Genomic DNA, 13,542 nt, shown 5'->3' on the forward strand with positions numbered 1-13,542 from the left:
GTGGGCGGGGTGCGCGCCAGCCCGTCCCGGCCCTCGCGCGCGTGCAGGCAACGGTGCCTGACCGGCGGGACACAAGGGGCCGCGACTCGAGCGCGCCAGCGCTCAGATAATTCAGCCCAGACGGCGCTGTCTCGCGATGTCGGCGAGGACCACACCGGCGGCGACCGAGGCGTTGAGCGACTCGACCGGACCGGCCATCGGGATGCTCAGGATCGAGTCGCAGTTCTCCCGGACCAGGCGCGACAGGCCCTTGCCCTCGGAGCCGACGACGACGACCGTCGGCATGCTGCCGTCGAATTCGTCGAGAGGGGTGTCGCCACCCGCGTCGAGACCGACGATCTGGAAGCCCTGCGCGGCCCAATCCTTGAGCGTGCGGGTCAGGTTGGTCGCCCTGGCGACGGGCAGCCGGGCCGCGGCGCCCGCGCTGGTGCGCCACGCCACCGCGGTCACGCTGGCACTGCGACGCTGCGGAATCACCACGCCCTGACCGCCGAACGCGGCCACCGAGCGGATGACAGCGCCGAGGTTACGCGGATCGGAGATGTTGTCCAGGGCGACGAGCAGCCCGGGCTCGCCGGAAACCTTCACCCGGTCCATCAGATCGTCGGGGTGGGCGTAGCGGTACGGCGGCACCTGCAGGGCGACACCCTGGTGCAAACCGTTGGCGCTCAACCGATCCAGATCGGTGCGCGGCACCTCCAGGATCGAGATGCCCAAGTCGGCGGCGCGCTGCACGCTCTCGGAGAGCCGGTCGTCGTTCTCGGTGCCGACGGCCACATACAGCGCGGTCGCGGGCACCTCGGCGCGCAGGCACTCGAGCACCGGGTTGCGGCCGAGCACCAGCTCGGGGCCGTCGTCGGACTTGCGGCCGACCCGCGGCACACCGGCCTTGCCGGACGGACGCGACTGCGCCGCTTTGGCTTTCGCCGCGGCCGCGGCGCGCTTGGCGGCGGGATGCTTGGTGCGGGCCTCGGCGGGCGGTGTGGCGCCCCTGCCCTCGAGCCCGCGGCGACGCTTACCGCCGGTACCGACGACGGCACCCTTCTTGGTGCCGCCCTTCCTGACCGCTCCGCGTCGCTGTGAATTGCCTGCCATCAGTTCGCCTTTCCGCTCGATGCGCCCAGCGACCATTCCGGCCCCTGCGGGGTATCGGTGACCTCGATACCCGCTGCGACGAGCCGATCCCGTGCGGCATCGGCTTCTGCCCAGTTCTTCTCCGCCCGCGCGCTCGCCCGGCGATCCAGCTCGGAGCGGACCAGCACATCCAGCGCGTCGAGCGCCGCCGAGTTGTCGGCGGGGGTGTACCAGTGCGCGTCGAGCGGGTCGGCGCCGAGGATGCCGAGCATCCCGCGGACCTGGCCGGCCAGCTCGGCCGCGGTCTCGACCGCGCCGGCCTCCAGCGCGCGATTGCCCTCGTGCACCACATGGTGAATTTCGGCCAGCGCCTTCGGAATCGCCAGATCGTCGTCGAGCGCGGCGGCGAATCCGTCGGTCCATTTACCGACCGGGACCTCGCCTACCCGGTCGAGCACGCGATGGACGAATGCCTCGATACGCTGATACGAGGCGACCGCGTCGTCGAGCGCTTTGTCGGAATATTCGAGCATCGAACGGTAATGCGCGCTGCCCAAGTAGAAACGCAATTCGACCGGGCGGACCCGGCTGAGCACATTCGGCACCGAGAGCACATTGCCGAGCGACTTCGACATCTTCTCCCCGCCCATCGTCACCCAGCCGTTGTGCAGCCAGTAACGCGCGAATCCGCCGCCGGACGCCTTGGACTGGGCGATCTCGTTCTCGTGGTGCGGGAAAATCAAATCCATTCCACCGCAGTGGATATCGAATTCGGGGCCGAGATAGAACTCGGCCATCGCGGAGCATTCCAGGTGCCAGCCGGGGCGGCCGGGGCCCCACGGCGACGGCCAGCTCGGCTCGCCCGGCTTGGCGGCCTTCCACAGCGTGAAGTCGCGGGGGTCGCGCTTGCCGCGCGTCGGGGTCTCGCCCTGGTGCACGTCGTCGAGTTTGTGGCCGGACAGCTCGCCGTAGCTGGGCCAGCTCAGCACGTCGAAGTAGACGTCACCGTCGGCGGCATAGGCGTGCCCGCGCTCGATCAGCCGCTGCATCAGCCCGACCATCTGGGTGATGTGGCCGGTGGCGCGTGGTTCGGCCGAGGGCGGCAGCACGCCGAGTATCTCGTAGGCGGAGTCGAAGGCGCGCTCGTGCGTGGCGGCCCACTCCCACCACGGCCTGCCCGCCTCGGCGGCCTTGTTCAGGATCTTGTCGTCGATATCGGTGACATTGCGGATGAACCACACGTCGTAGTCGTGCGCGAGCAGCCAGCGGCGCAGCACGTCGAAGGCGACGCCGCTGCGCACGTGCCCGATATGGGGCTGACCCTGCACGGTGGCCCCACACAGATACACCGAGGCACGGCCGGGGACCAACGGGGTGAATTCCCGCAGGGTCCGCGTGTCGGTGTCAAAAAGGCGCAAGGTCACGGCATTCGATCCTAGTCGGTGGGATGGTGGTGGAGATGACCGGCCGGTTCGTGGCTCGCCGTGGTTGTAGGACGGCGGAACGAAGTGGCGAGAAAGCGTTGGGCTACGAACACGCCGTGATCAGACAGGTGGCGATGGCCGCGATGCCCTCGCCGCGGCCGGTCAACCCGAGACCGTCCGTGGTGGTGCCGGAGACCGAGACCGGGGCGTCGAGCAGTTCGCCCAGCACTTTCTGGGCCTCGGCGCGACGGGGGCCGATCTTCGGGCGATTGCCGATGACCTGCACCGCCGCGTTGACGACCTCGAACCCCTCCTCGGCCAGCAGCCTGCGGACCTCGGTGAGCATGGCGGCGCCGGTGACCCCGGCCCACTCCGGACGGCCGACGCCGAAGACGGCACCGACATCGCCCAGGCCGGCGGCCGAGAGCAGCGCGTCGCAGAGCGCGTGCGCGGCGACGTCACCGTCGGAGTGCCCGGCGCAACCGTCGGCGTCGGGAAACAACAGGCCGGCCATCCAGCAGGGGCGGCCGGGCTCGATGGGGTGCACGTCGCTGCCGATTCCGACTCTCATCGGACGACCGCCTGATCGGGACGCTCCGCGACGGCAAGGGTCGGGCGCGCAACCTCGACGGTGTCGTCCCCGCCGGCAGCAGGGTCGCCCGCAGCAGGCACTCGATCGGCGCACAGCGATTCAGCCAGGCGCAGGTCGAGTGGGGTCGTGATCTTGAAGGCGAGGGGATCGCCCGCGACTGTGCGCACGGCGACGCCGAGGCGTTCGACCAGGCCCGCGTCGTCGGTCGCGCCGACCTCGGTGGCGTAGGCCTCGCGCAGCAGGTCGGCGGCGAAGCCCTGGGGGGTTTGGATGGCGCGCAGGTGGGCGCGATCAGGGGTGCCGGTCACCACGCCCGCGTCGTCGACCGATTTCACGGTGTCGACGACCGGCAGGGCGGGAACGACGGCGGGACTACCCGCCTGCAACTCGGCGGCCACCCGCGCGATCAACTCCGGTGGAGTGAGCGCGCGAGCGGCATCGTGCACGAGATAGAACGCGGCATCGGGCGCGGCCGCGATCCCGGCGCGCACCGAATCGGTGCGCTCGGCGCCGCCAACGACGACCTGCACCGGCACAGGGGGCATCGAACCGCCGGTCAGTGAGGTGGTGGACAGCAGAGCGGACGCGGCATCGACCAGGTCGGCGGGCACGACCACGACAACCCGGTGCACCGCACCGGACGCGATCAGCCCATCGACGGCCAACCGAACCATAGGTGTACCGCCGACCGGGACGAACGCCTTCGGGGTGGATTCACCCAGGCGCACGCCACGACCGGCGGCAGGGACCAGTGCTACGACAGGTCGCACTCTAGGAAGCCGCGGCGAGGACCTCGTCGAGCAGCGATTCGGCCTTGCCGTCGTCGGTGCCCTCGGCGAGCGCGAGCTCACCGACGAGGATCTGACGGGCCTTGGCCAGCATCCGCTTCTCACCGGCGGACAGGCCGCGATCCTGCTCACGACGCCACAGGTCACGCACGACCTCGGCCACCTTGTTCACATCGCCGGAGGCGAGCTTCTCGAGGTTGGCCTTGTAACGGCGGGACCAGTTGGTCGGCTCCTCCGTGTGTGGCGCGCGCAGCACCTGGAAGACGCGGTCGAGACCCTCCTGGCCGACGACGTCACGGACGCCGACATATTCGGCGTTCTCTGCGGGAACCCGAACGGTCAGGTCACCTTGCGCGACCTTCAGGACCAGATACTCTTTCTGCACACCCTTGATGGTGCGGGTCTCGATTGCTTCGATCAGCGCCGCTCCGTGGTGGGGGTAAACGACGGTGTCTCCGACCTTAAAAATCATGTGTCCCGTGCCCCTTTCGATGTTCACAGTTTAACATGCGACTCGATAACGGCGCGATCAACTGTGCAGGTCAGGGCCACAACGAGGCCATCGTAGGGGTTGACAACGCGTAATTGTTGTGCATTGTGTTGCGCCAGAACGGGTTAACCACCAGCACAGCGAGCCGTCATCGCGCCGTACGCGCCCGGCATCGATCCGGCAACCCCGCTCCGGACACCGAACTGTTACTTCCGCGCCCGCGCGTCGCGAGCCCGGACGCCACGCGCGCGGAGCGAACTACTACGCTGCCTAGTTACTACCCTCCGATCCCTGTGTGGACGGAGTGAGCCCGGTCGACATGGAGGACAAACCGTGACTGCCCTGAAAGCTGTGACCGCCCCGTCGGCGCGACGTCGCATGGTGACGGTTGCCGCGCTCGCCGCTGCCGCGGGCATCGCCCTGACCGGCTGCAGCGCCGGCCAGCACGCCCAGACGGCGTCGCAGGCCGCCGCCATCAACGGCAACCACGCCGACGTCGGCGACATCTCCCTGCGCAACGTGCACATCGTGTACCCCGAGGCGGCCGCCGAGCACGACAAGGGTGGCAAGGCGGTGATCGCGCTGTCGATCATCAACAACAGCGAAACCGTCACCGACGAGCTGACCAGCGTGACCACCGACCTCGGTCAGGTCAAGCTCACCGGCCCGGCGGGCGACGCCAAGTTCGTGCTGAAGCCGCAGCAGACCGTCGTCGCAGGCCCGGTCAAGGTCGCCGCCGCCCAGTCGGACGACCACCACGCGGCGCCGACCACCACGGCGGCCCCGACCACGACGGCGGCTCCGACCACCACCGGCGCGCCGACCACCACGGCGGCCCCGGCGGGCGACAAGCCGTCCATCGATCCCGAGGCCAAGCCCGGCACGATCGAGATCACCGGCCTGACCAAGGAGATCGATCCGGGTCTGACCTACAACGTCACCTTCAACTTCAAGGACGCCGGCACCGTGCAGGTGTCCGTCCCGGTCGACGCCGCCGCGTTCCAGCGCGTCGAGAACGAGAAGTCCGGCCCCGCCCCCGAAGGCAGCGGCGGGCACTGAGCCATCGGCGGCTGGCGCCGCGTGTTTCCGGCCTCGTGACCTCGCGTCCGAGGGGCGATACTGCGCCTTCGGCGTTCCGTCTCGCCCCTCGGACGCGAGGTGGCCGGAAACGTTGTGGTGCGGTCGTGAAAAGCCGTCGCGGTGATCGCGGCGGCTTTTCTTTTTGTCGGAGCCGATCCGTAGGGTGCGCGTGTGGCCAAGACCAAAGCTGTCTTCCGGTGCACCGCGTGCTCGCACGAGGTGTCCAAATGGGTGGGGAAGTGCCCCGAGTGCGGCGCCTGGGGGACAGTGAACGAGACCGCCGCGTCGGCGTCCGCCGCGGCGCCGGGGCGGCGGGCGATGCTGCCGACCACGGCGGCGGCACCGCTGTCGCAGATCGACGCCAAGGTCACCCAGGCGCGGTCGACGGGGGTCAGTGAGCTGGATCGGGTGCTCGGTGGCGGTGTCGTGCCGGGTTCGGTGGTGCTGCTCTCGGGTGAGCCGGGCGTCGGCAAGTCGACCCTGTTGCTCGAGGTCGCCCACCGATGGGCCGCGCAGCGCAGCGAGACCTCGCTGTATGTGACGGCCGAGGAGTCCGCGGGGCAGGTGCGCCTGCGGGCCGACCGCACCGGCGCCGTGCACGACCGGGTGTACCTGGCCGCCGAATCGGACCTGTCGATCGTGCTCGGGCACGTGGAACAGGTGCGGCCGACGCTGCTGGTGGTCGACTCGGTGCAGACGATGCTCGCGCCCGAGGTGGACGGCGTGATCGGCGGCGTCACCCAGGTGCGCGCGGTGACCGCGGCGCTGACATCACTGGCCAAGGCCAGCGGGATCGCGGTGCTGCTGGTCGGCCATGTCACCAAGGACGGCAATGTCGCGGGCCCGCGCACGCTCGAGCATCTCGTCGACGTGGTGCTGCAATTCGAGGGCGACAAGAACTCCACCCTGCGCATGATCCGGGGCATCAAGAACCGCTTCGGCAGTGCCGACGAGGTGGGCTGTTTCGAACTGCACGAGGACGGCATCGCCTGCGTCGACGACCCGTCCGGGCTGTTCCTGCACCACCGCACCGACACCGTCCCCGGCACCGCGGTCACCGTGGCGATGGACGGTAAGCGCCCGCTGGTCGCCGAGGTGCAGGGCCTGACCGTCAAGACCGAGATCCCCCAGCCCCGCCGTGCCGTGAGCGGCCTCGACTACAACCGGGTGGCCATGGTGCTGGCCGTGCTGCAGAGCCGCGGCCGGGTGTTCCTCGGCAAGCACGACGTCTACGCCGCGACCGTCGGCGGCATGCGCCTGGTCGAGCCGACCGCCGACCTCGCCATCGCCCTTGCCATCGCCTCCGCCGAGGCCGATATAGCCCTGCCGGCGGGCTGGGTGATCCTCGGCGAGGTGGGCCTGGCGGGAGAAGTCCGCAAGGTCACCGGGCTCGGCCGTCGGCTCGCCGAGGCCGAGCGCCTCGGCTTCACCACCGCCCTCGTCCCGCCGGGTTCGGAGAAAACCAAGATCGGTTCGATGCGTATCCACGAGGTCGGCGACCTCCGCTCGGCCCTGCGGCTCGCCGAACTCCGCAAATCCCGCGCACCCCGCGACCCGGTTCCCGTGGAATAACCCCGGCAAACCACCGATTTCACCGAAATTCGGCATTTCCCTGCCAACAACCATTGACGCGCGCATCGATCATGCGAAGGCTGCAAATTGCCCCAACTTGAACATGTGACTTACAGCGCACCCGCACAATGCACGGTCCGCACGCCGGTGTATGCGGCTCGGCCGGGTCACGCCGCCAGGTTGAAGGGCTCGGCCGCGCTGCGAATGGCGCCGAGCTGCGCGACCACCATGTAGGCGCCCGCGGGCACCGGCAATCGCTCTCCGGCGCACTGGGGCTGCGAGGTGGTCCCGAACCAGGTGCCCTTGTAGGAGAGCTGTTCGCCTGCCCCGAGCGTCTTCAGATCGGGCGGCCCGTCCGGGTTGCAGTCGTTGCTCGCCCACAGCCGCCGCTGGCCGTCGAGCGTGTACACCAGGAACTGCGGACCCGGCCCCAGATCCCGTGAACAGGACGCCGACGAGATATTCGTGATGACAGTCCCGAACGCGGGCTGATCCCCCACCCGATACGTCGGCTGCCCGACCGTCACCTTCAGCGCCAGCGACTGATCGCCACACGGCTCAGCCGCTGGCTGGGCCGCCGCAGAACTGGTCGCTGCCGAACTGGTCGCCGCGGCACTGGTCGTTGCGGTCGCCGAGCTGCTGCTCGCCGTTGTCGAGCTCGACTCGGCGGAACTGCTGGTGCTCGACTCGGACGTGGTCGTCGTCGCCGCATCGGTCTTCCCGGACGAGTCCCCGCCGCGCGCGACCATGGTGACGAGCCAGATCACGATCACCAGCGCGACGACGATGACGCCGATGGCGAGTGCACGGCGACGCCAGTAGATCTCCGGAGGCAGCGGTCCATTCGGTTCCAGCACGCCTCAACGGTAAGCGCACCGCGCGGGCCCGCGCTCGATGACCTCGGCGTGTCGGCGGCCCAAAACGGGTAGATACCCCGGTTCAGACCACCTCGCCGATGTTCCCGACGGCCCGGCGCAGGTGCGCGCGGCCGTCGGCGAGCTTGTAGGTGACACTCGCGATCGCGAGCTGACCGGTGGCCACGCGCTGGGAGATGATCATCGACCGCTGCATGAGCAGCCTGCTTGTCTCCTCGACGTGCCGCGCCTCGAACTCGTCGATCGAGGTGAGGCCTTCGCGGCGGCCGACAAGGATCGACGGGGTGACCCGCTCGACGACGCTGCGGATGAACCCACCGGGCACCTCGCCGCCGTCGAGCGCGTCGATGGTGGCCTTCACCGCGCCGCAACTGTCGTGGCCGAGGACCACGATCAGCGGCACGTTGAGCACCTCGACGCCGTACTCGATCGACCCGAGCACCGAGCTGTCGACCACGTGACCCGCGGTCCGGACGACGAACATGTCGCCGAGACCCTGGTCGAAGATCAGTTCGGCGGCCACCCTGGAGTCGCCACAGCCGAACAGGATCGCGTGCGGATGCTGGCCACTGACGAGCTTGGCTCGATCCGCGGCACCCTGGCTAGGATGCAGCAGAGTGCCGTTGACAAAGCGCTCATTGCCTTCGCGCAGTGACTTCCAGGCGCTAATCGGATTGGAACCAGGCATACCGACCATTGTGCACACGCCCTTGGTTACCAGCGAGTCCGGCGCGTTACGCGTCGGCAAACACGGCCTGGCGGAGTGGGAACGGGAGCAGTGAGTATCGACGCCGAAGCCCTGGTGGACTGGTTCGCCGACACCGCGCGTGACCTGCCGTGGCGCAAGCCGGAAGCAACCGCGTGGCACATCCTGATGAGCGAGATCATGCTCCAGCAGACCCCGGTCGTTCGCGTCGAGCCGATCTGGCGGGAGTGGGTGGCGCGCTGGCCGGTGCCATCGGCGATGGCGGCGTCCTCCCAAGCCGAGGTGCTGCGGGCCTGGGGCAAACTCGGGTACCCGCGGCGGGCGTTGCGGTTGCACGAGTGCGCGCGGGTGCTGGCCGCCGAACACGGCGACGTGGTCCCGGCCGATGTCGACGTGCTGCTGAGCCTGCCCGGCATCGGCGCCTACACCGCCCGCGCGGTGGCCTGCTTCGCCTACGGTCAGCGAGTTCCGGTGGTTGACACCAATGTTCGCCGGGTGGTCGCGCGTGCGGTACACGGCCGCGAGCCGGGCAATCCGTCTTCGCGCGATCTCGCCGAGACCGAGGCGCTGCTGCCCGTCCCGGTGCCGCGCGCCGCGAAGTTCTCGGCGGCGCTGATGGAGTTGGGCGCGCTGGTGTGCACGGCCCGCAATCCCGACTGCACGCGATGCCCGTTGCCGTCCTGCGCGTGGGTCGAGGCGGGCAAGCCCGCCGCCGCGGTGGCCCGCAAGGTGCAGAAGTACGAGGGCACCGACCGGCAGGCGCGTGGACGCCTGCTCGACGTGCTGCGCGACGCGTCCGGTCCCGTGGAACAGGTGCGCCTCGATCTGGCGTGGACGCGCGATCCCGGCCAGCGGGCAAGGGCCCTGGACTCGCTGCTGGTCGACGGGTTGATCGAGCAGACCGACGATGGACTGTTCGCGCTGGCAGGCGAAGGTGGCGCTGCGGACTAGCCTCCCGATGACGGGTGCCTCGCCCTACCCGGATGGCACAGGCCAGCCGTGCGCGAGTGGCTGCCGCGCCTTGTCCAGACGCGGGCGGGTCAGCCGGTGACTCGCGCCAGGAACCGGCTGACATGCTCGCGATACAGCCCGGGTTGTTCGTCGTGCACCAAGTGTCCGGCTTCGGCGATACAGACGTATTCGGCATCGGGGTGCATCTCAGCCATGGCCACCATCTGACCCGGCGGGGTGATGGTGTGCTCGCCTTCGATGAGCAGCGCGGGCACCCGCAGCGACTTCCATTCGGTCCAGAAGTCGCGCGTGCCCCACTCCTCGGAGATCGCCCGGAACGTGTCGACCTCGCCGTGCAGCCGGTAGCCGTCGGGTGCGGCGGTGAAAGCGCGCAGGAAGTAGGCGCCCGCGACCGGTCCGAAGTAGTCGAGCACCGCCTGGTCGTCGGCGAAGGGCTGCGGCCAGGAGTGGATCAGCTCGGCCCAGTGCGCGGCGGTGCGGCCGGTGAAATCGGGCGCGATGTCCTCGACGACGATCGCGCGCACCCGTTCGGGATAGGTGGCGGCGAAGACCCAGCCGTGGATCGCGCCCATCGAGTGCCCGACTATCACCATCGGCTCGGTGATCTCGGCGGTGAGCCCGGCGAGATCGGCGACGAACGCCTCGGTGCTGAGCTCGGCGGGCGGCACCCGGCCGTGACCCGCGGCGTCGACGGTGTAGACGTGGCCGAATTCGCGCAGCCACGGCAGCTGATCTGTCCAGGTGCGCGCGCTGCCCATCAGCCCGTGCAGCAGCAGGATCGGGACGCCGGTCCCGCCTTCGTCGTACAACACCCTGACGATTGTGCCCCAGAGCGGGATGTTTTCCGCGCGGTCGTATTGTCGGCGCTATGGCTGTTGTGAAGATCAATGCGATCGAGATCCCTGAAGGCGCCGGCCCGGAGCTGGAGAAGCGCTTCGCCGCCCGCGCGCACGCGGTGGAGAACTCCCCCGGTTTCCTCGGCTTCCAGTTGCTGCGCCCGGTGGCCGGAGACAACCGGTATTTCGTGGTGACGCAATGGGATTCGGAGGAATCGTTCGCCGCGTGGCGCGACGGTCCGGCCCGTGCCGCGCACGCCGGACACGGTGCCGAGGGCGAGCGTCCCAAGCCGGTGTCGACCGGTGCCTCGCTGCTCGAGTTCGAGGTCGTCCTGGACGTTCCCGCCAAGGCCTGACAACGGCGTTTCCGCTGGACATGCGGATGCGCGTATTGACGAGGGCACCTCGCGACTGTCACAGTTCGAGGGAACAAACGCGAGGGTGCGCGGTAATTCCGGTGAGATTCCGGAGCGGTCGCGCCACTGTTATCCAAGTACCGGGTTCCCGGTGCCGGAGAGCCAGACACCGGCACCTTCGCACCACACTTCGACCGTGGGACGCGTATCCCTGAGGAGGACCCGAATGGCCATCGCGCATTCACCCAGCCGGGATACCGGCCTGGACACCCTGGCAACCGTGCTCGTCACGGTCGGTGTCGTTCTGCTTGCACTGCTCACCCTGTACCTGGTCGGGTTCGATCAGGGGGCCGTCTCGCGTAGCGGGATGTACCTGCATGAGCTGATGCACGACGGACGTCACCTGCTCGGTGTCCCGTGCCACTGACCGGATCACTCAAGACCCTGCTGCTGCGCGGCCTGCTGGCCGGCCTGATCGCCGGTCTGCTGGCCGCCACAGTGGGCTATTTCATCGGCGAACCCCAGGTGGACGCCGCGATCGCCATCGAAGAGGCCGCCGCGGCACCGGCCGAGCACGGGCACGACGCGGCAGAGCCCGCGGGCCATTCCCATGGGGACGAAGACGAACCGCTGGTCAGCCGGTCCGGCCAGAAGGCGGGACAGTTCCTCGCGCTCGGGCTGGCCGGGATGGCGTTCGGCGCGCTGCTCGCGTCGGCGCTGAACTACGCCCGCCGGTTCACGGCGCTGACCGGGCCGAAGCTGTCGCTGTACGCCGCGGGATTCGCGTGGGCGGCGATCGTCGCGGTGCCGTTCTTCAAGTACCCGGCCAACCCGCCCGCCGTGGGTGATCCGGAGACGATCAACAACCGCACCTGGCTGTGGGTCGCCACCGTCGTGCTCGGCCTGCTGGCCGTCGCGGCCGCGATCGCCGCGTACAAGGTGCTGGCCGGACAGCTCGAGACGCTCCGGCTGATCGCAGGGGTGGCCGCGTTCGTGCTGGTCACGACCGTCGGCTACGTGCTGCTGCCCGGCGTGAACGAGGTGGCCGACGACTTCCCCGCGACGCTGCTGTGGCGTTTCCGGGTGGCCTCGCTCGCCGAAACCACCACGCTGTGGGTGGCTATGGGGCTGGCCTTCGCCGCGCTCACCGAATTCGCCACGCGCCGTAGCACTCCGGTAGTGGAGCAGGTCGCTACCGCAGGGTGATCCTCGCGAGCATCAGCGAAAGGCAGTGTCGGTGTCATGACCGGCACTGCCTTTTCCGTTTCCGCGTCCCGACCCCGCGCGGTGACCGTCGCGTTCTGCGGACTCGTCACCGCCCTGGCCGCCGGCACCGCCGAGGGACTGCTGCGCGCTGCTCGTGGCGGTGCGGAATTCGGCGCCACCGCAGCGGGATTGCTTCCCCGCCTCGCCATCTACCTGGTCGTCGGGGCCGTGGCACTGTACATGGTGAACGGCAGCCGGGTGGCCCGCGCGCTGCTGACCGTCGGCATCGGCGTTGTCGGCTTGCTCTCGCTGATCATCGAGCCGCTGGCGGTCATGCTGTCGACCGACGACTTCGGCGAGCTGTTCGCCGGCCTTTCCCCCAGTTCGGCGGTGCTGGCCGGCTGCCGGGCCGTGCACATCCTGGCGGTGGTGATCGCCGTTCCGGCGATGTACACCCCGGCCGCACATCGGTGGTTCACCCAGCGCTGACCCGGCATTTTCGTGCAATCCGGCCCCTGCCAGTCAGTTTTCCGACTGGACAGCGGCGAACTGCACGAAAATGCCGGACGGATCAGATCAGTTCGGCGTCCAGCTCGACCTCGGCGACGCCGGCCAGCGCCTTGCTGACCGGGCAGCCGTTCTTGGCTGCGGTGGCCGCGGTGTAGAAGCCCTCGGCGTCGAGCCCGCCGGCGACGGCGCGCACGGTCAGCTTGATCTTGCTGATCTGGAACCCACCGGCAGGGTCCGGCGAGAGCGTGACGTCGGCGGTGACATCCAGGCTTTCCGGGGTGCCGCCCGCATTGGCGATCTCGGCCGAGAGCGCCATCGAGTAGCACGACGAGTGCGCCGCCGCGATCAGCTCTTCCGGGCTGGTGCCCTCGGCGACTTCGGCAGCGCGGCGCGGGAAGGTCACATCGAACTTGCCCGCGCCGGAGCTGACCAGTTCGACCTGCCCGGAACCGTCCTGCAGTCCGCCTGCCCAGAGGGTGCGTGCGCTACGAGTCGGCATGGCAATCCTTTCGATTCGGTGGGTGTTGCGTCCGGTGACGAACCTACTCGGATCCCGGCCGGAGTTCGGCGCCTCAGGCGGCGCCGGTGACCTCGTCCAGCCGTTCCAGCATGTCCGGCCAGACCTGCTGGTGCAGGTCACGGAGGGCGGCGGTGGGGAAGCCGGAGTGGCGCAGGCGCAGCCGGATGCCGCGTGGCTGCTTGAGGAATTCGGCGGCGACCACGGTTTCCACGCCGTCGGTGGCGGCGGTGACCCAGGTGAATTCGATCCGCCGGTGCTGTTCCAGCAGCAGGATGCGGCCGTAGTGCGGGTTGCGTTTGTCGGCCGAGCCGGTGTCGAAGTAGAGCGGCTCGTTCACGGCGGGGCGCATGAGGACCGATCCGGGAACGGCCAGCCACAGGTCGAGGCCCTGGGTCCAGGCCGCGTAGAGCAGGCTGGGCGAGGCTTTCATCACGCGCTCGACCGTGAGGTCGTGCGGTCGCGCAGACAGGTCCGGGGGGCGAACTGGCTGGTCCATCAGCCGACCTTACCTGCCCGGACCGGCCGATCACCGCATCGGCTG

The 13,542-nt window shown here is 69.3% G+C and carries 16 protein-coding genes and 1 pseudogene; 7 read left to right on the forward strand and 10 right to left on the reverse strand.

The features are described from left to right. Positions 1–111 precede the first annotated feature (111 nt). From rlmB to carD, 5 genes and pseudogenes are all read right to left on the reverse strand, one after another. Positions 112–1,095, reverse strand: a complete 984-nt coding sequence (gene rlmB / locus ACWF82_RS28335; RefSeq protein WP_452506048.1) for a 23S rRNA (guanosine(2251)-2'-O)-methyltransferase RlmB — start codon at positions 1,093–1,095, stop codon at positions 112–114. After that, entirely contained in the window at positions 1,095–2,498 is a 1,404-nt protein-coding gene (cysS, locus tag ACWF82_RS28340) for a cysteine--tRNA ligase (protein WP_452506050.1), read from the reverse strand. Before cysS ends, rlmB begins: the two co-directional genes overlap by 1 nt. A gap of 103 nt (positions 2,499–2,601) precedes the next feature. Continuing rightward, positions 2,602–3,069, reverse strand: coding sequence for a 2-C-methyl-D-erythritol 2,4-cyclodiphosphate synthase (ispF, locus tag ACWF82_RS28345; RefSeq protein ID WP_452506052.1), 468 nt, complete (start codon positions 3,067–3,069; stop codon positions 2,602–2,604). 113 nt (positions 3,070–3,182) lie between these two features. Continuing rightward, positions 3,183–3,860, reverse strand: a pseudogene (ispD, locus tag ACWF82_RS28350) (2-C-methyl-D-erythritol 4-phosphate cytidylyltransferase); the annotation flags it as partial. A 1-nt stretch (position 3,861) separates the two neighbouring features. Further along, complete coding sequence (gene carD, locus ACWF82_RS28355; protein ID WP_019044685.1) at positions 3,862–4,350, reverse strand: RNA polymerase-binding transcription factor CarD; 489 nt, start codon at positions 4,348–4,350, stop codon at positions 3,862–3,864. Between the two features lie 351 nt (positions 4,351–4,701). Here carD and ACWF82_RS28360 point away from each other — a divergent pair, with 351 nt between their 5' ends. Both ACWF82_RS28360 and radA read left to right on the forward strand, forming a co-directional pair. Further along, positions 4,702–5,427: a hypothetical protein gene (locus tag ACWF82_RS28360; protein ID WP_452506054.1), complete on the forward strand. Its 726-nt coding sequence runs from the start codon at positions 4,702–4,704 to the stop codon at positions 5,425–5,427. Between the two features lie 192 nt (positions 5,428–5,619). Then, positions 5,620–7,020: a DNA repair protein RadA gene (gene radA / locus ACWF82_RS28365; protein ID WP_379077442.1), complete on the forward strand. Its 1,401-nt coding sequence runs from the start codon at positions 5,620–5,622 to the stop codon at positions 7,018–7,020. A gap of 167 nt (positions 7,021–7,187) precedes the next feature. Here radA and ACWF82_RS28370 read toward each other — a convergent pair whose 3' ends face one another. Together ACWF82_RS28370 and ACWF82_RS28375 are read right to left on the reverse strand one after the other, a co-directional pair. After that, positions 7,188–7,877, reverse strand: a complete 690-nt coding sequence (locus ACWF82_RS28370) for a hypothetical protein (protein ID WP_452506056.1) — start codon at positions 7,875–7,877, stop codon at positions 7,188–7,190. 82 nt (positions 7,878–7,959) lie between these two features. Next, a complete protein-coding gene (locus ACWF82_RS28375) occupies positions 7,960–8,583 on the reverse strand; it encodes a carbonic anhydrase (RefSeq protein WP_452506058.1) in 624 nt (207 codons plus the stop codon). Between the two features lie 90 nt (positions 8,584–8,673). Here ACWF82_RS28375 and ACWF82_RS28380 point away from each other — a divergent pair, with 90 nt between their 5' ends. Next, entirely contained in the window at positions 8,674–9,552 is an 879-nt protein-coding gene (locus ACWF82_RS28380) for an A/G-specific adenine glycosylase (RefSeq protein ID WP_452506060.1), read from the forward strand. Positions 9,553–9,641: 89 nt separating this feature from the next. Here ACWF82_RS28380 and ACWF82_RS28385 read toward each other — a convergent pair whose 3' ends face one another. Further along, positions 9,642–10,385 (reverse strand): alpha/beta fold hydrolase, encoded by a 744-nt coding sequence (locus tag ACWF82_RS28385; RefSeq protein ID WP_452506061.1) that lies wholly within the window; start codon positions 10,383–10,385, stop codon positions 9,642–9,644. 56 nt (positions 10,386–10,441) lie between these two features. Here ACWF82_RS28385 and ACWF82_RS28390 point away from each other — a divergent pair, with 56 nt between their 5' ends. From ACWF82_RS28390 to ACWF82_RS28405, 4 genes are all read left to right on the forward strand, one after another. After that, the gene (locus ACWF82_RS28390) at positions 10,442–10,765 is read left to right on the forward strand and encodes an antibiotic biosynthesis monooxygenase family protein (RefSeq protein ID WP_379077456.1); all 324 of its coding nucleotides are present in this window, start codon (positions 10,442–10,444) and stop codon (positions 10,763–10,765) included. Positions 10,766–10,991: 226 nt separating this feature from the next. Beyond that, positions 10,992–11,192 carry a CbtB domain-containing protein gene (locus tag ACWF82_RS28395; protein WP_378854277.1) on the forward strand — a complete coding sequence of 67 codons (201 nt, stop codon included), beginning with the start codon at positions 10,992–10,994 and terminating at the stop codon, positions 11,190–11,192. Next, positions 11,183–11,971 (forward strand): CbtA family protein, encoded by a 789-nt coding sequence (locus ACWF82_RS28400; RefSeq protein ID WP_452506063.1) that lies wholly within the window; start codon positions 11,183–11,185, stop codon positions 11,969–11,971. Before ACWF82_RS28395 ends, ACWF82_RS28400 begins: the two co-directional genes overlap by 10 nt. A 36-nt stretch (positions 11,972–12,007) precedes the next feature. After that, positions 12,008–12,460: a hypothetical protein gene (locus ACWF82_RS28405; RefSeq protein ID WP_452506065.1), complete on the forward strand. Its 453-nt coding sequence runs from the start codon at positions 12,008–12,010 to the stop codon at positions 12,458–12,460. A gap of 82 nt (positions 12,461–12,542) precedes the next feature. On the opposite strand, the gene ACWF82_RS28410 is transcribed toward ACWF82_RS28405, so the two are convergent. Both ACWF82_RS28410 and ACWF82_RS28415 read right to left on the reverse strand, forming a co-directional pair. Then, positions 12,543–12,980: an OsmC family peroxiredoxin gene (locus ACWF82_RS28410; RefSeq protein WP_452506067.1), complete on the reverse strand. Its 438-nt coding sequence runs from the start codon at positions 12,978–12,980 to the stop codon at positions 12,543–12,545. Between the two features lie 73 nt (positions 12,981–13,053). Beyond that, positions 13,054–13,497, reverse strand: coding sequence for an SRPBCC family protein (locus ACWF82_RS28415; RefSeq protein WP_452506068.1), 444 nt, complete (start codon positions 13,495–13,497; stop codon positions 13,054–13,056). Between the last annotated feature and the right edge of the window lie 45 nt (positions 13,498–13,542).

The sequence above is a fragment of the Nocardia sp. NPDC055053 genome (assembly GCF_053608285.1).

What these genes read in the sequence shown, in the direction of transcription:
- ACWF82_RS28405 (WP_452506065.1), top strand. Translation starts at nt 12,008, where the DNA reads ATGACCGGCACTGCCTTTTCCGTTTCCGCGTCCCGACCCCGCGCGGTG.
- carD (WP_019044685.1), bottom strand. Translation starts at nt 4,350, where the DNA reads ATGATTTTTAAGGTCGGAGACACCGTCGTTTACCCCCACCACGGAGCG.
- ACWF82_RS28390 (WP_379077456.1), top strand. Translation starts at nt 10,442, where the DNA reads ATGGCTGTTGTGAAGATCAATGCGATCGAGATCCCTGAAGGCGCCGGC.
- rlmB (WP_452506048.1), bottom strand. Translation starts at nt 1,095, where the DNA reads ATGGCAGGCAATTCACAGCGACGCGGAGCGGTCAGGAAGGGCGGCACC.
- ACWF82_RS28410 (WP_452506067.1), bottom strand. Translation starts at nt 12,980, where the DNA reads ATGCCGACTCGTAGCGCACGCACCCTCTGGGCAGGCGGACTGCAGGAC.
- ACWF82_RS28395 (WP_378854277.1), top strand. Translation starts at nt 10,992, where the DNA reads ATGGCCATCGCGCATTCACCCAGCCGGGATACCGGCCTGGACACCCTG.
- ACWF82_RS28415 (WP_452506068.1), bottom strand. Translation starts at nt 13,497, where the DNA reads ATGGACCAGCCAGTTCGCCCCCCGGACCTGTCTGCGCGACCGCACGAC.
- ispF (WP_452506052.1), bottom strand. Translation starts at nt 3,069, where the DNA reads ATGAGAGTCGGAATCGGCAGCGACGTGCACCCCATCGAGCCCGGCCGC.
- ACWF82_RS28375 (WP_452506058.1), bottom strand. Translation starts at nt 8,583, where the DNA reads ATGCCTGGTTCCAATCCGATTAGCGCCTGGAAGTCACTGCGCGAAGGC.